Below are 17,417 nucleotides of genomic sequence, written 5' to 3'. Positions count from 1 at the left end.
TTCAACTCAAGAAGCGCCGCGGGCGCGGCGCTTGACCAGAAAAGACCTCACCAGCCATTCGAGCACCACCGCCAGGACTATGATGGCCAGCGCGGTGAGCACGATGGGCTGGGCGATGTTCCGTGCCAGCTGCTCGCCGGCAAAGAACGCAGAGTGAAGAAAATCGAGCCCGATCGGGTTGAGCGCGACGATGGCTCCGAGTAGCAGCGATATCCATGGCCAGCGGGTCCGGACATGCAAGGTTGCCCCCTCTGCCGCCGCGTCAGACCATCATCATCACAGGGTTTTCGATCAGCTGCTTGAACGCGCCGATCAGCTCGGCGCCGAGGGCGCCGTCGATGGCACGGTGATCGCAGGACAGGGTCACGCTCATCATGTGCGCGATCTCGATCTTGCCGCCGCGCACCACGGGACGCTCCTCGCTGGTGCCGACCGCGAGAATCGTCGCATGCGGCGGGTTGATCACGGCGGTGAAGTGGCTGATGCCATACATTCCGAGGTTGGAGACGGCGGTGGTGCCGCCCTGATACTCCTCGGGCTTCAATTTGCGGGAACGTGCGCGCGCCGCAAAGTCCTTCATCTCGTTGGAGATAGTCGAGAGCGTCTTGGTCTCGGCCTTGCGGATGATCGGCGTGATCAGGCCGCCGGGCATCGCAACGGCAACGCCGACGTCGGAATGATGGTGCTTGACCATGCCGCTTTCGGTCCAGCTCACGTTGCAGTTCGGGATCTTCTGCAGCGCCACCGCCATCGCCTTGATGACGAAGTCGTTGACCGAGATCTTGTAGAGCGGCTTCTTCTCCTTGTCCTTGGGTGCAGCCGCATTGATCTCCTCGCGCGCGGCGAGCAGCTTGCCGATGTCGCAGTCGATGGTGAGATAGAAATGCGGGACGTTCTGGATCGACGCAGTCAGGCGCTGCGCGATGGTGCGGCGCATGCCGTCATGCGGGACAATGTCGTACGAGCCCGGCTCGAACAGCGACAGGATCTGCTTGTCCGACATGGTCGGCGCGATCGCCGGCGCGCCTGACGGCGCCGCGGCGGGTGCCTTGAGGCCCTTGCCGGATTTGGCCTGCTCGACGTCACGGGCGACCACGCGGCCGTGCGGGCCGGTGCCGGTGACCATGCCGACATCGATGCCGGCTTCCTTGGCGAGGCGCCGCGCCAGCGGCGATGAGAACACGCGACCGCCATGGCCATTGGCCTGGGCGGCCGGAGCTGCGGGCTGCGGCGCGGGTGCTGCGGGCGGCGGCGCGGCCTTGGGCGCAGCGGGCGCTGGCGCGGCAGCCGGTGCGGCCGCTGGGGCTTCGGCGGCCTTCGGCGGCGCGGCCGAAGCGCTGGGCTTGGCGCTCCCTGCGGCTTTCACGTCCTCGCCCTCACCGGCGAGCACGGCGATCACGTCGTTGACCGGAACGTCCTGCGTGCCCTCGGGCACCAGGATCTTGGCGATCGTGCCCTCGTCGATCGCCTCGACCTCCATGGTCGCCTTGTCGGTCTCGATCTCGGCAATGACGTCGCCGGATTTGACCTTGTCGCCTTCCTTCTTCAGCCACTTGGCGAGGTTGCCCTTCTCCATCGTCGGCGAGAGAGCGGGCATCAGGATGTTGATGGGCATGCTGACCTCAAGAAGAACTTTGCAAAACGTCGTCTCCGACAGCGGCGACGAACAGACCAGGTTTAGTTGCCGATGTCGCCCTGCCACAGGCGCTCATTGGCAGGGATGGAACGCCAATTCTTCATCATGGTGATGGAGCGATCGTCGGCAAGGTCGATCCAGGGGATGCCGAACTTGTCGAGGATATCCTTGGAGCCGGGGAACGTGATGGACTCTCCGATCACCACCATCTTGACCTTGAACAGCGCGAGCGCGCCGGCGCACATCGAGCAGGGCGACAGCGTCGTGTACATGACGGTATCGTGGAACGAGATCGCGCCGGCCTCGCGCAGGCAGCTCATCTCGCCGTGCAGGATCGGATTGTTCTCCTGCACGCGATTGTTGTGGCCGCGGGCGATGATCTTGTTGTCGCGCGTCAGCACCGCCCCGATCGGCAGGCCGCCCTGCGCGATTGAGGCTTCCGCCTCGCGGATCGCCTCCAGCATGAAATCGTAATGATAGGATTCGATTGCCATGGTCAGTGCCCCTTGCCGCGCGGCGTCGTGGTGCCGGTGTCGGTGGGACGCTCGATCTCGGCCTGGAACATGTCGAGGATCCGGTTCAGCGCGTCCTCCTCGGTGTATTCGCTCTCGCGCGCGTAGGCGCGCGCGGCGTGGCGGGCGAGATCGACGAGCAATAGCCCCCACATGTCGGGCTCCTCGAAGGCGCGCTGGAACGCCATCGACAGCCCGCCATCCAGCACGAAGACGCGCAGGATCTCGACCGCGTCGTCGCGGGTCATGACGTCGGGCGGCAGTGGCTGCTCCTTGGGGCCGCTCATTGCGACGAACTCGATGCGTCCTGGAGGACAAGAACCTTCCCGTCAAACTCTACTCCAATCGCTCGCTTCAGCATGGACCGGAGCGCAAGGAAACCAACGGCGAAAAACAAACCAGCCAAAACGACCGGCTGGAAGATCATCGCGTTGACGACGGTCGTGGCAGTGGCCGCAAATTCCGGATAGCCCAGCATGCGCGACAGGATCGCCACCAAAAGCATCACCGGAAACTCAACGACCATGACCACGAGCGGAATAGCCGCCGTAAAAGCCAGAGCTGCCAATATCCAGCGCCAGTAGATATGCCAGGTTAGCTTATACATGGTTGCCTATTCTACCTGTAGCAGACGGCTTTGGCGGCCTCGACCACCTCCGCCGCCGAGGGCAGCGCGAGCTTCTCCAGGTTCGCGGCATAGGGCATCGGCACGTCCTTGCCGGACACGCGCGTCACCGGCGCGTCGAGATAGTCGAAGGCGTTCTCCATGATGCGCGCGGCGATCTCGGCGCCGACGCCGCTCTGGGCCCAACCCTCTTCCACCGTCACGGCGCGGCCCGTCTTCTTGACCGAGTTGACGATGGTCTCGGTGTCCATCGGCCGCAACGTGCGCAGATCGATCACCTCGGCCTCGATGCCGTCCTTGGCAAGCTCGTCGGCGGCCTTCAGCGCATAGGTCATGCCGTTCGACCAAGAGATGATGGTGACGTGGCTGCCGGCGCGGACGATGCGCGCCTTGCCGATCGGGATGATGAAATCATCGAGCTTCGGCACTTCGCCGGTGTGGCCGTACAGCACCTCGTTCTCGAGGAAGATCACCGGATTGGGATCGCGGATCGCAGCCTTGAGCAGGCCCTTGGCATCGGCCGCCGAATACGGGGCGACGACCTTGAGGCCCGGAACGTGCGAGTACCAGGCCGAGTAGTCCTGGCTGTGCTGGGCGGCGACGCGCGCAGCCGCACCGTTCGGTCCGCGGAACACGATCGAGCATCCCATCTGGCCGCCGGACATGTAGAGCGTCTTGGCCGCGGAGTTGATGATCTGGTCGATCGCCTGCATGGCGAAGTTGAAGGTCATGAACTCGACGATCGGCTTGAGGCCGGTCATCGCCGCACCGACGCCGACGCCGGCAAAGCCATGCTCGGTGATCGGCGTGTCGATCACGCGCTTGGCGCCGAACTCCTGGAGCAGGCCCTGGGTCACCTTGTAGGCGCCCTGATATTCGGCCACCTCTTCGCCCATCACGAACACGTCCGCATCGCGGCGCATCTCTTCGGCCATGGCGTCGCGCAGCGCTTCGCGGATGGTCTGCGTCACCATCTCGGTGCCGGCAGGCACCTCGGGATCGGGCTCGGCAACGGCCTGCGGAGCTGGCGCAGCCTTCGGCGCGGGCGCCTCGGCCTTTGCTGCGGCTGGCGGCGCGGACTCCGCAGCCTTCGCGGCCGCTGCAGGTGCTTTCGCCAGATCAGCCGCGCTCTCACCATCGGCGAGAATGGTCGCGATCGGTGTGTTTACCGCGACATCAGCGGTGCCTTCGGGGATCAGGATCTTGCCGAGCGTGCCCTCGTCGGTCGCCTCGACCTCCATGGTCGCCTTGTCGGTCTCGATCTCGGCGATCACGTCGCCGGACTTGATCGTCTCGCCCTCTTTCTTCAGCCATTTGGCGAGGTTGCCCTTCTCCATCGTGGGCGACAACGCGGGCATCAGCACTTGAATTGGCATATCGACTCCAAAGAAAGCTAGCGCGCGTTCAGCGGTAAACGTCGGTCCAGAGCTCGGCGGCATCCGGCTCGGGATCATGCTGGGCGAAATCGGCGGACGCGTTGACGATGTCCCGCACCTCGGCGTCGATCGCCTTCAGATCGGCCTCGCTGACCTTGGCGGCGAGCAGGCGGTTGCGCACCTGCTCGATCGGGTCCTGGTCGTGGCGAACCTTCTCGACCTCCTCGCGCGTGCGATATTTTGCAGGATCGGACATCGAATGGCCGCGATAGCGGTAGGTCTGCATCTCCAGAATGAAGGGACCCTTGCCGGCGCGGCACCAGGCCGCCGCCTCCTCGCCCGCCGCCTTCACGGCGCGGACGTCCATGCCGTCGACCTGCTTGCCGGGAATGTTGAAGGACGCGCCGCGCTTGGAAAAATCCTGCTGCGCCGAGGCGCGTGAGACCGAGGTGCCCATGGCGTAGCGGTTGTTCTCGATGACAAAGATCACCGGCAGCTTCCAGAGCTCCGCCATGTTGAAGCTCTCATAGACCTGGCCCTGGTTAGCCGCGCCGTCGCCGAAATAGGTGACGCTGACGTTACCGTTGCCGCGATAGTGATTGGCGAAGGCGAGGCCTGTGCCGAGCGAGACCTGCGCGCCGACGATGCCGTGACCGCCGTAAAAGTGCTTCTCCTTGCTGAACATATGCATGGAGCCGCCCTTGCCCTTGGAATAGCCGCCGCGGCGTCCTGTCAGCTCGGCCATCACGCCGTTGGCGTCCATGCCGGTCGCAAGCATGTGACCGTGGTCGCGATAGCCGGTGATGACCTGATCGCCCTCTTTCAGCGCCATCTGCATGCCGACCACCACGGCCTCCTGGCCGATATAGAGGTGGCAGAAGCCGCCGATGGCGCCCATGCCGTAGAGCTGGCCGGCCTTTTCCTCGAACCGCCGGATCAGGAGCATGTCGCGGAGCGCCTTGAGCTCCTGCTCCCTGGTGAATTCCGGGGGCGAACCGCCGTCGGTCTTGTCCTGTGGAGCGCTTGCGGCGGCTTTCTTGGGTGCGGCCATGGGAATTCCGGGTCAGAGAAAACTTTCGCCCTCTCTAACCCAAGTCAAACGCCCTTGGAAAGCACCGCGGCGGCATGGCACGACTTTCATTATGCCGCACTGCAGCGTGATCGAAATATTGGAAAATCTTTGGCGCTGATCAGGCAACAAATCTATGCACGCCATGGCGTGCGCAGATTCGTGACCGGATCAAGAACGGTGCGTGCGCCAATCCCGACATTCGGAGCGGGCGGCGCCGAAGCGGCGCCGCCCTTCCGACCCGATCAGAAGAAGCCGAGCTTCTTCGGGCTGTAGCTGACCAGGAGGTTCTTGGTCTGTTGGTAGTGATCGAGCATCATCTTGTGGGTCTCGCGCCCGACACCCGACTGCTTGTAGCCGCCGAACGCCGCATGGGCGGGATAGGCGTGGTAGCAGTTGGTCCAGACCCGGCCGGCCTGGATCTCCCGGCCGAAGCGGTAGCAGCGATTGGCGTCGCGGCTCCAGACACCGGCACCCAAGCCGTAGAGCGTGTCGTTGGCGATCGCGAGCGCCTCTTCGTCGGTCTTGAAGGTCGTGACCGAGACGACGGGGCCGAAAATCTCCTCCTGGAAGATTCGCATCTTGTTGTGGCCCTCGAACACGGTCGGCTGGACGTAGAAGCCGCCGGTGAGATCGCCGCCGAGATCGGCGCGTCCGCCGCCGGCCAGCACCTTGGCGCCCTCCTGCTTGCCGATGTCGATATAGGAGAGGATCTTGCTGAGCTGCTCGCTGGAGGCCTGCGCGCCGATCATGGTGGCGGCATCACGCGGATCGCCCTGCTTGATCGCGGCGACGCGCTTGAGCGCCCGCTCCATGAAACGGTCGTAGATGTCGGCGTGGACCAGCGCCCGGCTCGGACAGGTGCAGACCTCGCCCTGGTTCAGCGCGAACATGACGAAGCCCTCGATCGCCTTGTCGAAGAAATCGTCGTCCTCGGCGGTGACGTCCTTGAAGAAGATGTTCGGCGACTTGCCGCCGAGTTCCAGCGTCACCGGGATGAGATTCTGGCTGGCATATTGCATGATGAGCCGGCCCGTCGTGGTCTCGCCGGTGAAGGCGATCTTGGCGATGCGCGGGCTCGACGCCAGCGGCTTGCCGGCCTCGAGGCCAAAGCCGTTGACGATGTTGAGCACGCCCGGCGGCAGCAGGTCGGCGATGATCTCGGCCCAGACCATGATCGAGGCCGGGGTCTGCTCGGCGGGCTTGAGCACCACGCAATTGCCGGCGGCGAGCGCCGGCGCGAGCTTCCAGCAGGCCATCAGAAGCGGGAAGTTCCAGGGAATGATCTGGCCGACCACGCCGAGCGGCTCGTGGAAATGGTAGGCGATGGTGTCGTGGTCGATCTCGCCGATCGAGCCTTCCTGGGCACGCACCACGCCGGCGAAATAGCGGAAATGGTCGATCGCGAGCGGCAGGTCGGCGGCGCGCGTCTCGCGGATCGGCTTGCCGTTGTCCCAGGTCTCGGCAATCGCCAGGCGCTCGAGGTTTTCTTCCATGCGGTCGGCGATCCGGTTCAGGATCGCGGCGCGCTCGGCGACGCTGGTGCGGCCCCAGGCGGCCTTGGCGGCATGCGCCGCATCGAGTGCCGCCTCGACGTCCTGCGCGTCGGACCGCGCGATCTTGCAGACGACCTGGCCGGTCAGGGGCGAGGCATTATCGAAATATTTCCCGGAGATCGGCGCGACGAACTTGCCGCCGATGAAATTGTCGTAGCGTTCGGCAAAGGGAACTTTGGTGACGCTGAGGAATTCCACCTTGTTCATTGATCACTCCCGATGTTGCTGTTTGCGCTTGTCGTCGCCTGTTCGCGACTTGCGCAGACGATGATGCGGGAGGCGTTTTCTGTCAGCCCGGGCGGACGCGATCGCGGAGCGGACCTGTCGCAGTTCTGCGACAGTTGTACTCGCCCGTCAGAAGCAAGGAGCAATTGGCGCACCAGCGGCTTCCACCGTCATTGCGAGCTGCGACGCAATGACGATTGAGGAATAGCGCGGCCTAGTGGTTCAGCTCGAACCGCTTGAGCTTCCGGTGCAGCGTGGCGCGGCTGACGCCGAGGGCCTTGGCGGCGGCGGAAACGTTGCCGCCGGCGCGCAGCAGCGCGCGTTGCAGCACCGCACGCTGGCCTCCGGCAAGATGATCGTGCGCGGCATCACCGCCGAGAAGATCGGCCGCGGGCATCGGCCGCAACGCACCGCCGGTCGCGATGCCGAGCGCCAGCCGGGCGGAGCGCGTTGCGCCGATCACCAGATCGTCCGCATCGACCGCAACGAGGCCGCCGCAGCTTCCGTCCGCCGCCTGCGTCAGCACGATGCGGGCATGGGCGAAGACCTTGCGAAACAGGTCGGCTTCGATCCGCTTGGCCGCCTCGCCCGCCGCGAGCGCGATCAGGCTGGCGAAGGCGTCGGTGCGGTCGGCGCGGCAGGAGGAGACGTCGAGCACGCCCGCGAGCGCCGCCTCGTGGTCGTAGATCGGAACGGCGGTGCAGCTCAGAAGCGTGTTGCGGGCAAAGAAGTGCTGGTCGCGATCGATGGTCAGCGGACGCTGCTCGACGAGGCAGGTGCCGATGCCGTTGGTGCCCTCATGCTCCTCGCTCCAGAGCGCGCCCGTCCACAGGCCCCAGGACTGAAACGTCGCATCGTCCGCCGCCGTGCCGCGGCGATCGACCGGCACGCCCTCGCGATCGGCGAGCAGCACACAGCAGCCCGCAGCGCCGACGGCCTGATATAGCCGGTCCATCGCGCCCTGCGCGGCCGCCAGAAGCGGCGCGATGCGCTCTCGCGCCTGCTGCAGCTCGGCTTCGGTCAGCCGCATCGGCGCGGCGCGACCGCTGGGATCAAGGTGATGCAATCGGGAGGAACGACGCCACGAGGCCACGAGCGCGGAGCGAGCCGCCTGGCCTGACGCGATGGCGGCCTCGACACGGGCCGCGTGATGCCGGGGCATTGTCCCATTCATCACAGTTTCCTCCGGATAGCAGTGTAGGACGTACCGGTGCTGTCCGGTTGATCTGCGTCAACTTCAGCGAGCGCCACCAAAGGCATGAGCCCGCCGCGGCGCCGCCGTCAAGGCAACCGCGCGGTTCCGGGGTTACGACCTTCGCAGGAGGCAAAAGGATAGAGCGGTCGGATTTCAGCAGCGAACTTTCGCTGCGACTTTCAGAAGCTGCTGATGGCTAGTTCGCCGGGATCATCCGAACGAGATCGCGCGGATGGACATAGTCGAGCTGGAAGCGCGCGCGCTCGTCCAGCATGTCCGGGTCGAGCTTCTCCGACCGCAGCAGCGACACCCGTTGCTCGCTCCTGGCCCGCTCGCGCTTGAGCTGAGCCAGCTCGCTCGTCAACGCGATGATCTCCTGATCCAGTTCCTGGCGGGCGTTGAGACCGTATTTGCCGGTATAGGCGTTGACGCCGAAATAGCCGACGATCGCCGCCGCCATCGCATAGAGGGCAAGGCCGGTCAGGATCGACTTCAGGCGCGCGCGTGAGACCATCTTCGGAAGATGGGACAGGTTGGTTAAGGGAGTGCTAATTGCCTCTCTCAATACGCCAATCGTCATGCCCCGGCTTGTCCCGGGCATCCACGTTCTTCAGTGAGGTCGGCAAAGACGTGGATGGCCGGGACAAGGCCCGGCCATGACGGAGAGAGCGAGAACTCAGCCCTGATTCTTCGCCACATGCGCGGCGAAGGCCTCGATGTATTGCTGCAGCACCGTCTTGAGGGAGTCCTTGGTCAGGTTGCCCTCCGCATCGAAGGCATCGCCGACGCCATTGAGATAGATTTCCGGCTGCTGAAGGATCGGACCGGAAATGCCAGGCAGGATGGTCTGCAGATGCTTGGCCGCACTGACGCCGCCGAGCGGACCCGGCGAGTTGGAGATGATGCCGACCGGCTTGCCGAGGAACGAACTCTTGCCATAGGGCCGCGAGGCGACGTCGATGGCGTTCTTCAGGACGCCCGGGATCGAGCGGTTGTATTCGGGCGTGACGAACAGGACGCCGTTCGAACTCTTGAGCTTCTCGCGGAAGGCGAGCCAGTCCGCGGGCGGCGCGCCCTCGAGGTCCTGGTTGAAGAACGAGATGCCCGCCGGCGTGATCACCTCGAGCTTGAGCGAGGCAGGCGCGAGCTTGGCGAGCGCATTGGCGATCTTGAGCGAGAAGCCGTCCTTGCGCAGGCTGCCAGCGATCGTGACGATGTTGTAGGCCATTGGGTGTCCTTGAAGGTGAGCGGGAATGCCGGGACGGCACTTAAGCCATCCGGGCCGATAGATGCAAGTGCATGAACTGGTCCGATTTGGAAACGCTGCGTTTCCGGAAATGGGTCCGCTTGCGCTCCACCCGGGCCACAATCAAAAGCAATCAGGCCGCCAAGCGGCGGCCTGATGTTTACCGGTAACGGACCGAAGCGATCACTTGTTCGGGTTGATGAGGAATTTTTCGCCGGTGGCGCGCTTGGCATAGACCCCGATATTGGCGAGATCGAGCGCCTCGGCGAGCGACACCACCTTGGTGTAATGGCTGGCGAAGGTGGTCTTGAGCTCGGATGCCACGCGCTGGCGCAGGCGGCCGATCTCGGCCGGGCCGATGTTCTGAAGGAATGGCGTAAGCAGCCAGCCGCCGACGCCCCAGCTGAGGCCGAACGAGCGGTTTAGCTCCGTCGGCCGCGTGTCGAGGCTGCCATAGATGTAGACCTGCTTGTACACGTTGGAGCCGTAGCGGCTGTATTCCTTCGCGGTCTTGTTGGCCGCGATCTCCATCGCGGTCAGGATCTGGCTCGCCAGCTTGCCGCCGCCGATGGCGTCGAAGGCGATGGTGGCGCCGGTCTCGACCAGCGCGTTGGTGAGATCGTCCATGAAGCTCGGTACGCTGGAATCCACGACGTATTTGGCGCCGATCTTGTGCAGGATGTCGGCCTGCTCCTTGTTCCTGACGATGTTGACGAGGCCGATGCCGTCCTTGATGCAGATCTTGTTGAGCATCTGGCCGAGATTGGAGGCGGCCGCCGTGTGCACGAGCGCCTTGTGGCCCTCCCGCCGCATCGTCTCGGTCATGCCGAGTGCGGTCAGCGGATTGACGAACCAGGAGGCGCCGTCCGCCGCCGTGGTGCCCGGCGGCAGCTCCATGACGTCGCGGACCTTCAGCACGCGGTACTGCGTGTACATCGCGCCGCCGATCATCGACACCGTCTTGCCCATCAGGGCCTTCGCTGCGTCCGACGATCCAGTCCGGATCACCGTGCCGGCGCCCTCATTGCCGACCGGCAGCGACTGATCGAATCTCGCCGCCATCATCCGCATCGCCGCCTCCGGCATCGTCGCGGTGATGACCGGCATCTCCTTGGTGCCGGAGGCCTTGGCGGCCGACATGTCGGCCGCCCCGATCAGCAGCCCGAGGTCTGACGGGTTGATCGGGGTCGCCTCGACGCGAACCACGACCTCATCGTCGGCCGGCTCCGGCGTCGGGACCGTCACGAGAGACAATTCCAGCTCGCCGCTTTTCTTGAGCAGCGAACGCAATTCCAGTCCGGTCTTGCCGTCACTCATGTCGATCCTCCCCTGTCCTTCTCTTCGCGCGGATCGAGACGCCGGCTTATGCCAGCGCCTTCAGTGCCGCCTTGCCGCCATAAAGCGCCTGCTTGCCGAGCTGCTGCTCGATGCGCAGGAGCTGATTGTATTTGGCGGTGCGGTCGGACCGCGCAAGGGAGCCGGTCTTGATCTGACCGCAATTGGTGGCGACCGCGAGGTCGGCGATGGTGGAATCCTCGGTCTCGCCGGAGCGGTGCGACATCACCGAGGTGTAGCCGGCCTTGTGCGCCATTTCGACGGCGGCGAGCGTCTCGGTCAGCGTGCCGATCTGGTTGACCTTGATCAGGATCGAGTTGGCGCGGCCGGTCTTGATGCCTTCGGCGAGGCGCTTGACGTTGGTGACGAAGAGGTCGTCGCCGACCAGCTGGCACTTCTTGCCGATCAGGTCGGTGAGCTCCTTCCAGCCGTCCATGTCGTCTTCCGACATGCCATCCTCGATCGTCACGATCGGATAGCGCGAGACGAGGTCTGCAAGATATTTCGCCTGCTCGGAGATCGAGCGGGTCTTGCCCTCGCCTTCGTAGACGTATTTGCCGTCCTTGAAGAACTCGGTCGAGGCGCAGTCGAGGCCGATCATGATGTCGGTGCCCGCCTTGAAGCCGGCCTTGCCGATCGCGTTCATGACGAAGTCGAGCGCGGCGTCGGCCGACGGCAGGTTCGGGGCGAAGCCGCCCTCGTCGCCGACATTGGTGTTGTGGCCGGCCTTCTTCAATTCGGACTTCAGCGTGTGGAAGACTTCCGCGCCGTAGCGCAAACCTTCGGCGAACGAGGATGCGCCGACCGGCAGGATCATGAATTCCTGGAAGTCGATCGGGTTGTCGGCGTGCACGCCGCCATTGATGATGTTCATCATCGGCACCGGCAGCAGGCGCGCCGAGGTGCCGCCGACATAGCGGTAGAGCGGCATGTCGAGCGAGTTCGCGGCCGCCTTGGCGCATGCCAGCGAGACGCCGAGAATGGCGTTGGCCCCGAGCCGGCTTTTGTTCGGCGTGCCGTCGAGGTCGATCATGATCTGGTCGATCTGGGCCTGTTGCTCGACGTCGAGGCCGCTGAGGGCCTCGAAGATCTCGCCGTTGACGGCGCCGACCGCCTTGGTCACGCCCTTGCCGAGATAGCGGGTCTTGTCGCCGTCGCGCAGTTCCACGGCCTCATGGGCGCCGGTGGAGGCGCCGGACGGAACCGCGGCGCGGCCGAGCGCGCCGTCCTCCAGCACGACATCGACCTCGACGGTGGGATTGCCCCGGCTATCGAGAATTTCGCGGCCGATGATGTCGATGATGGCGGTCATGATGTCCACTTCCGTTCGTTAGGGCTGATCGGTGCCGCGGGTCTTACACGGGCCGCAAGCAAATGTGAACGCTTGGACGCACTGCTCTGACTGACGCGTGAGGTGCCTCAGACTATGCTCCGCGGCACCTGGTCCGCGTGCCCAACCTCAATCTCAAACAGTCGGGGTAACGCCATGAATCGCCGCCAGTTTCTTGCTTCGAGCGCCGCGCTGCTTGCCGCCCACCCAGGTTTTGCGCAGGAAGGCCCGTTCCGGACGAGATACTATCCCATCAGCCCGGGCATCGGCCTGCATGATCTCACCCCCGCCCCCGACGGCACCATCTGGTTCACGGCGCAGGGCAAGGGCCTGCTCGGCAGACTCGATCCCCGCGATGGCCGTTTCAAGACGGTCAGCCTCGGCCAGGGCGCGGCCCCACACGGCGTGACGATCGGCCCCGACGGCGCGCCCTGGATCACCGAGGGCGGCCAGAACGCGATCGCGCGGGTCAACCCTTCCGATCTCAACGTCACGCTGTTCCGCCTGCCGGAAAGGTTCGCCTCAGCCAATCTCAACACCGGCGTGTTCGACAAGGACGGCACCTATTGGTTCACCGGGCAATCCGGCTATTACGGCCGGCTGTCTCCGAAGACCGGCGAGATGAATGTGTTCAAGGCGCCGAAGGGGGTCGGCCCCTACGGCATCACGGTAACCCCCAAGGGTGATGTCTGGTACGCCTCCCTCGCCGGCAGCCATATCGCGAAGATCGACCGCGCGGGCGGCAATGCGATTGTGGTCGAGCCGCCGACCCCGAACCAGGGCTCGCGGCGCGTCTGGTCGGATTCGAGGGGCCGGATCTGGGTCAGCGAGTGGAACAGCGGCCACGTCTCGGTGCATGATCCCGCCGACAGCTCGTGGAAGACCTGGAAGCTGCCGGGCGAACGTCCCCGCGCCTATGCCGTGTACGTCGATGACAAGGACAAGGTCTGGCTGACCGATTTCTCCGCCAACGCCATCGTCCGGTTCGATCCCGCTACCGAGAAGTTCAACGTCTTCGCCAGCGACAAGGCCAACGCCAATGTCCGCCAGCTCGACGGCCGTCCGGGCGAGCTGTGGGGCTGCGAGTCCGGCAACGACCGCATCGTCATGATCCAGACGATCGCCGCCGGTTGACGGCAGCGGCATTTGCGTCCATCCCGGCATCCGTAAAAGGATGTGACGACGATGGCGAAAAAATCCCTCCAACTCGGCCGCGCGGTCGAGTGGCCGCACACGCCGGAAGAAGCCCAGCTCGATCGCGTACCCAATCCGCAGAAGGGCACGGACTATCTGGTCCGCTTCACCGTGCCGGAATTCACCTCGCTCTGCCCGGTCACGGGCCAGCCGGATTTTGCGCATCTGATGATCGACTACGCGCCGGGGGCGTGGCTGCTGGAATCGAAATCGCTGAAACTCTACATCGCGAGCTTCCGCAATCACGGCGCCTTCCACGAGGACTGCACCGTGATGATCGGCAAGCGCATCGCTTCCGAGATCAAGCCGAAATTCTTGCGCATCGGCGGCTATTGGTATCCGCGTGGCGGCATCCCGATCGACGTGTTCTGGCAGACCGGCCGCGTGCCGAAGGGCCTGTGGGTGCCTGAGCAAGGCGTTGCGCCCTATCGCGGACGGGGCTAGTTGGAGACGACGACGATGACATCAATCTCCGCAACATTCCGTAACTTTGCGCTAGGCGTCCTCGGCGTCCTCTTGCTGACCGGCACATCGGATGCCGCTGAGGTGCGGGTGATGATCTCCGGCGGACTGACGGCCGCCTACAAGGCGCTCGTGCCGGAATTCGAGAAGGCCACGGGCAACAAGGTGCTCACGGAATACGGGCCGTCGATGGGAACGACCGCCAACGCGATTCCCGTCCGGCTCGAGCGCGGCGAGCCGGCCGACGTCCTGATCATGGTGGGCTATGCCCTGAGCGACCTCGCGAGCAAAGGCAAGTCGTCGCCGGCAGCCAGGTCGATCTCACGAGGTCACCGATCGGAATCGCGGTGAAATCGGGCGCGCCGAAGCCGGACATCAGCTCGGCCGATGCCGTCAAGCGCGCGCTGCTGGCGGCGAAGACGATCGCCTATTCCGACAGCGCCAGCGGCGTCTACGTCTCGACCGAGATGTTCGACAAGCTCGGCATTGCCGACGTCATGAAGGACAAGGCCCGCAAGATTCCGGCAACGCCGGTCGGCGAGATCGTCGCGCATGGCGAGGCCGAGCTCGGCTTTCAGCAGATCAGCGAATTGAAGCCCGTCAAGGGCATCGACATCGTCGGACCGCTGCCGGACGAATTGCAGAAGATTACGATCTTCTCGGCTGGGATTGCGACGGGCGCAAAGGAGCCGGAGGCTGGCCGCGCCTTGATAAACTTCCTCGCCTCCCCCGCCGCACGCGACGCGATCATCGCGAGCGGGATGGAGCCTATCGCGGCAGCTGACGGGGCGAAGTGAGACAACCCGGCCCGTGTCCGGACGCGGTGCAGCGTGAAACGCTGCGCCGCTGGCGCGGACCCGGCGCGACGAATTTCTGGACCCCATAGCAGATCGACGTTGCGCGCGTGGCTTACCTCTGCGAGTCAGTATATCTAGCCCAATCTAGGAACGCTTAGCTATGCTCACCGTCTATGGCGAAGGTCGTGGCTTCCGTGTTGTTTGGCTGCTTGAGGAATTGGGGTTGGCTTATCGGCTGCGCCCGGTCGATCTGCTGGCAGCCGAGGTTGATCGCGATTTCCTCGCGATCAACCCCGCCGGCTTCATTCCCGCACTGCAGGACGGCGAGACGATCATGGTCGAGTCGATCGCGATTCTTGAGTACCTGCTTGCCCGCCACGGCTCAGGTTCGCTTGCCGTCGCCCCGGACGATCCCGCGTTCGCTTCCTATCTGCAATTTCTCCACTTGGGCGAGGCCGGGCTCGCCGGACCGATGAACGCCGTCTTGGTCGGTCGCCAACTGGCACCCGAAGCCGAGCGAAATGCCCGAGTTACCTGCTGGGCGCTCGAGACCTTCGAGAGCCGCCTGGGGTTGGTGATCCGCCGCCTCGCGGAGTGCCCCTATCTCGCTGGCGACCGATTCACTGCTGCCGATATCTCGGTGAGCTACGCCCTCCTGCTCGGCCTGCGAACTGGCAACTATGTCCCCGGTTCTACCGAGCGGGACTATCTCGCTCGCACGACGGCACGCCCTGCCTACGCCCGAGCGATGGAAAGCTGCCAGGCCACCAAGGCTTGGGCGGCGAGATCACCGGGATTGTAGTGCTCGAGCCCGCTCCTGCCCAACAAGCTTACGAGTTGACGGCCTAGTACGCGCTCAGGAGATCGACCTTCGCATTCGCCAGCACCAGGCGCCGCGCCAGGATCGCGGCGAGATTGCGCATGATCTTCAACGACGTTTCCGGGTGCAGCCGGCGGTAATCGGCAAAGCTGTCGAGCGGCAGTTCGAGGCAGGTGACGGGCGTGTCGGCCAAGACGTCGGCGCTGCGGCTTTGCTCCAGGATCGCCATCTCGCCGAATTCCATGCCGGGGCCGAGGGAAGCGAGCCGAACGCCGCTGCGCAGCTTCACGCTGACCATGCCGCTCTGGAGAAAGAACAGCGAATTGGCGGGCTCGCCTGCCGCGATGATGCGCTGGCCGGCCGCGTAATGCCGCGTGGTCGACAGCTTGATGATCGCGGCGATCTCCTCGGCGTCGAGCTCGGCCAGCAGCGCCTGCTCGCCGAGATGCGCGCTCTCCTTGAGATCGGTGAAGCCGCCGAAGCGGTAGATCACCTGGTCTTCGGCCCATTCGATGGCATCGTCGAGCAGTGCGAAGCGGCGCAGCCGGCGCGGCTCGGCGGTGCGCGCGGCGATCGCGCTCCACACCGCGGAGTTGGTCTCGAAGCCGGACAGGATGGCGGTGACGCCGGCATTGCCGAGCGCGGCCAGCGTCTCGCCAAGCAGCGCAGCGCCGGCCGCGGTGATGTCGGGGACGCGGCGGAAATCGATGATCAGCAGCGGTGCGTTCGGCGGCTCGCTGGTGAGCCGTCGGGTGACGTAGTCGATGGTGGCGAAATTCATCGCACCGACCAGCTCGAGCACGCGGATGTCGCTGTGTCGTTCGTCGAGGATCTGCTGCTCGTGTGGCTGGCGGCTGCGGCGCGAGGAGATGCCGTAGACGTCGTAATCCGCCATGATGCTGGTGCGGACGTCGGCGTTGCGATTGAGCATGTGCAGGTCGAACCGCGCCGACAGCGCCTCGCAGACCTTCAGGCCGCGCACGCTGTTGAAATGGTTGTCGAGCAGCGGCGAGAACGTGCCGAGCCCGAGCTGCGAGGGCAGCGCCGCGACGATGCCGCCGCCGACGCCGCTCTTGGCGGGAATGCCGACGCGATAGGTCCACTCACCGGCATAGTCGTACATGCCTGAGCTCGTCATCACCGAGAGCGTGCGCGCGACGATATGCGGCGTGATCACCTGCACGCCCGTCACCGGATTGATGCCCCGATTGGCGAGCGTTGCCGCCATCACCGCGAGGTCGCGCGCGGTGACCAGGATCGCGCATTGGCGGAAATAGACGTCGAGCACGGCATCGACGTCGTCGGGCAGCACCGCGTAATTCCGCAGCAGCCACGCAATTGCCCGATTGCGATTGCCGGTCGCGGTCTCCGACGCGTGTACGACCTCGTCGACGCTGAGCTCGCGGCCGGCGAACGCGCTGAGCTTGGCGCGGACGCGCTCGAAGGCGCCCTTCCCTTCGACCTCATAGATAAGGCCCGAGCAGGCGATCGCGCCGGCATTGACCATGGGGTTGAAGGGACGGTTGTCGTTGGTGAGCCGGATTGAGTTGAAGGCCTCGCCGCTCGGCTCGACACCGATCGTGGCCGAGACGCGCGCCTCGCCGACCATCTCCAGCGCCAGCGCGAAGACGAAGGCTTTGGACACCGACTGGATCGTGAACGGCACCTCGCTGTCGCCGACCTCGTAGACATGGCCGTCGATGGTGACGAGCGCGATGCCGAAATGATCGGGATTGGCGCGCTTCAGCTCGGGAATGTAGTCGGCAAGCTCGCCGGAATTGTCGGTCCGGAATTCGGCGTGGCAATCGGTGAGGAAACGCCGCAGCGGCGGCTTGGTGGGATATCCGGTCGAGCGGGCTGGACCGGCTGCGCTGGCCGAATGACTGGTCTGGACGTCCACGGTCTCACACCTCGATTTGCCCAGAATCGAAGCAATTCGTGTGCCATGTATACCGGGCCGATGGTGTCGTGGTGGGGAGCAATGCCCCTTGGCGTCGCACCCTTCGCGGGCGGGCGTTATTGGGCGGCGTTTCGCGTGG

Annotated in this window: 17 protein-coding genes and 1 pseudogene; 4 read left to right on the top strand and 14 right to left on the bottom strand. The window is 64.9% G+C overall.

Annotated elements, in window-relative coordinates:
- Nucleotides 1-6: 6 nt before the first annotated feature.
- From ACNJYD_RS18285 to eno, 13 genes are all read right to left on the bottom strand, one after another.
- Nucleotides 7-240: a hypothetical protein gene (locus ACNJYD_RS18285; RefSeq protein ID WP_212257195.1), complete on the bottom strand. Its 234-nt coding sequence runs from the start codon at nt 238-240 to the stop codon at nt 7-9.
- 22 nt (nt 241-262) lie between these two features.
- Entirely contained in the window at nt 263-1,615 is a 1,353-nt protein-coding gene (locus tag ACNJYD_RS18280) for a pyruvate dehydrogenase complex dihydrolipoamide acetyltransferase (RefSeq protein WP_212257196.1), read from the bottom strand.
- 62 nt (nt 1,616-1,677) lie between these two features.
- Complete coding sequence (locus ACNJYD_RS18275; RefSeq protein WP_172783639.1) at nt 1,678-2,130, bottom strand: nucleoside deaminase; 453 nt, start codon at nt 2,128-2,130, stop codon at nt 1,678-1,680.
- Between the two features lie 2 nt (nt 2,131-2,132).
- Entirely contained in the window at nt 2,133-2,435 is a 303-nt protein-coding gene (locus ACNJYD_RS18270) for a DUF5076 domain-containing protein (RefSeq protein WP_172783638.1), read from the bottom strand.
- A complete protein-coding gene (locus tag ACNJYD_RS18265) occupies nt 2,432-2,755 on the bottom strand; it encodes a hypothetical protein (protein WP_172783637.1) in 324 nt (107 codons plus the stop codon). The genes ACNJYD_RS18270 and ACNJYD_RS18265 overlap by 4 nt, the downstream gene beginning before the upstream one ends.
- Nucleotides 2,756-2,766: 11 nt before the next feature.
- The gene (locus ACNJYD_RS18260) at nt 2,767-4,149 is read right to left on the bottom strand and encodes a pyruvate dehydrogenase complex E1 component subunit beta (protein ID WP_212257197.1); all 1,383 of its coding nucleotides are present in this window, start codon (nt 4,147-4,149) and stop codon (nt 2,767-2,769) included.
- Between the two features lie 28 nt (nt 4,150-4,177).
- Nucleotides 4,178-5,200, bottom strand: a complete 1,023-nt coding sequence (pdhA, locus tag ACNJYD_RS18255; protein ID WP_439367289.1) for a pyruvate dehydrogenase (acetyl-transferring) E1 component subunit alpha — start codon at nt 5,198-5,200, stop codon at nt 4,178-4,180.
- Between the two features lie 263 nt (nt 5,201-5,463).
- The gene (adh, locus tag ACNJYD_RS18250; RefSeq protein WP_172783634.1) at nt 5,464-6,981 is read right to left on the bottom strand and encodes an aldehyde dehydrogenase; all 1,518 of its coding nucleotides are present in this window, start codon (nt 6,979-6,981) and stop codon (nt 5,464-5,466) included.
- Between the two features lie 232 nt (nt 6,982-7,213).
- On the bottom strand, nt 7,214-8,173 hold the full coding sequence (locus ACNJYD_RS18245; RefSeq protein WP_172783633.1) for a helix-turn-helix domain-containing protein: 960 nt from the start codon (nt 8,171-8,173) through the stop codon (nt 7,214-7,216).
- Between the two features lie 217 nt (nt 8,174-8,390).
- On the bottom strand, nt 8,391-8,708 hold the full coding sequence (locus ACNJYD_RS18240) for an FtsB family cell division protein (protein WP_439367286.1): 318 nt from the start codon (nt 8,706-8,708) through the stop codon (nt 8,391-8,393).
- Between the two features lie 162 nt (nt 8,709-8,870).
- Nucleotides 8,871-9,422, bottom strand: a complete 552-nt coding sequence (locus tag ACNJYD_RS18235; protein ID WP_172783632.1) for an NADPH-dependent FMN reductase — start codon at nt 9,420-9,422, stop codon at nt 8,871-8,873.
- A 201-nt stretch (nt 9,423-9,623) separates the two neighbouring features.
- Nucleotides 9,624-10,757 (bottom strand): zinc-binding dehydrogenase, encoded by a 1,134-nt coding sequence (locus tag ACNJYD_RS18230; protein WP_212257200.1) that lies wholly within the window; start codon nt 10,755-10,757, stop codon nt 9,624-9,626.
- 46 nt (nt 10,758-10,803) lie between these two features.
- Complete coding sequence (gene eno / locus ACNJYD_RS18225) at nt 10,804-12,087, bottom strand: phosphopyruvate hydratase (protein ID WP_439367284.1); 1,284 nt, start codon at nt 12,085-12,087, stop codon at nt 10,804-10,806.
- Nucleotides 12,088-12,261: 174 nt separating this feature from the next.
- Here eno and ACNJYD_RS18220 point away from each other — a divergent pair, with 174 nt between their 5' ends.
- From ACNJYD_RS18220 to ACNJYD_RS18205, 4 genes and pseudogenes are all read left to right on the top strand, one after another.
- The gene (locus ACNJYD_RS18220) at nt 12,262-13,239 is read left to right on the top strand and encodes a Vgb family protein (protein ID WP_439367282.1); all 978 of its coding nucleotides are present in this window, start codon (nt 12,262-12,264) and stop codon (nt 13,237-13,239) included.
- 51 nt (nt 13,240-13,290) lie between these two features.
- Nucleotides 13,291-13,743, top strand: coding sequence for a preQ(1) synthase (gene queF / locus ACNJYD_RS18215; RefSeq protein ID WP_061881832.1), 453 nt, complete (start codon nt 13,291-13,293; stop codon nt 13,741-13,743).
- Between the two features lie 15 nt (nt 13,744-13,758).
- A pseudogene (locus ACNJYD_RS18210) lies at nt 13,759-14,558 on the top strand (substrate-binding domain-containing protein).
- Nucleotides 14,559-14,718: 160 nt separating this feature from the next.
- Entirely contained in the window at nt 14,719-15,360 is a 642-nt protein-coding gene (locus tag ACNJYD_RS18205; protein WP_172783627.1) for a glutathione S-transferase family protein, read from the top strand.
- Nucleotides 15,361-15,403: 43 nt separating this feature from the next.
- Here ACNJYD_RS18205 and glsA read toward each other — a convergent pair whose 3' ends face one another.
- Nucleotides 15,404-17,278, bottom strand: a complete 1,875-nt coding sequence (gene glsA / locus ACNJYD_RS18200; protein WP_439367279.1) for a glutaminase A — start codon at nt 17,276-17,278, stop codon at nt 15,404-15,406.
- Nucleotides 17,279-17,417: the final 139 nt, after the last annotated feature.

The organism is Bradyrhizobium sp. SPXBL-02, assembly GCF_051853065.1.
Lineage (GTDB): Bacteria > Pseudomonadota > Alphaproteobacteria > Rhizobiales > Xanthobacteraceae > Bradyrhizobium.
Note: the sequence above shows the minus strand (reverse complement) of the source record. Positions and strands in the feature narration are given on the sequence as shown.

Excerpts from the sequence above, each read along its gene's own strand:
- ACNJYD_RS18230 (WP_212257200.1), bottom strand. The coding sequence starts at position 10,757 with ATGAGTGACGGCAAGACCGGACTGGAATTGCGTTCGCTGCTCAAGAAA.
- ACNJYD_RS18235 (WP_172783632.1), bottom strand. The coding sequence starts at position 9,422 with ATGGCCTACAACATCGTCACGATCGCTGGCAGCCTGCGCAAGGACGGC.
- ACNJYD_RS18275 (WP_172783639.1), bottom strand. The coding sequence starts at position 2,130 with ATGGCAATCGAATCCTATCATTACGATTTCATGCTGGAGGCGATCCGC.
- pdhA (WP_439367289.1), bottom strand. The coding sequence starts at position 5,200 with ATGGCCGCACCCAAGAAAGCCGCCGCAAGCGCTCCACAGGACAAGACC.
- ACNJYD_RS18280 (WP_212257196.1), bottom strand. The coding sequence starts at position 1,615 with ATGCCCATCAACATCCTGATGCCCGCTCTCTCGCCGACGATGGAGAAG.
- ACNJYD_RS18265 (WP_172783637.1), bottom strand. The coding sequence starts at position 2,755 with ATGTATAAGCTAACCTGGCATATCTACTGGCGCTGGATATTGGCAGCT.
- ACNJYD_RS18245 (WP_172783633.1), bottom strand. The coding sequence starts at position 8,173 with ATGAATGGGACAATGCCCCGGCATCACGCGGCCCGTGTCGAGGCCGCC.
- eno (WP_439367284.1), bottom strand. The coding sequence starts at position 12,087 with ATGACCGCCATCATCGACATCATCGGCCGCGAAATTCTCGATAGCCGG.
- ACNJYD_RS18220 (WP_439367282.1), top strand. The coding sequence starts at position 12,262 with ATGAATCGCCGCCAGTTTCTTGCTTCGAGCGCCGCGCTGCTTGCCGCC.
- adh (WP_172783634.1), bottom strand. The coding sequence starts at position 6,981 with ATGAACAAGGTGGAATTCCTCAGCGTCACCAAAGTTCCCTTTGCCGAA.
- ACNJYD_RS18205 (WP_172783627.1), top strand. The coding sequence starts at position 14,719 with ATGCTCACCGTCTATGGCGAAGGTCGTGGCTTCCGTGTTGTTTGGCTG.
- ACNJYD_RS18260 (WP_212257197.1), bottom strand. The coding sequence starts at position 4,149 with ATGCCAATTCAAGTGCTGATGCCCGCGTTGTCGCCCACGATGGAGAAG.
- ACNJYD_RS18240 (WP_439367286.1), bottom strand. The coding sequence starts at position 8,708 with ATGGTCTCACGCGCGCGCCTGAAGTCGATCCTGACCGGCCTTGCCCTC.
- queF (WP_061881832.1), top strand. The coding sequence starts at position 13,291 with ATGGCGAAAAAATCCCTCCAACTCGGCCGCGCGGTCGAGTGGCCGCAC.
- ACNJYD_RS18270 (WP_172783638.1), bottom strand. The coding sequence starts at position 2,435 with ATGAGCGGCCCCAAGGAGCAGCCACTGCCGCCCGACGTCATGACCCGC.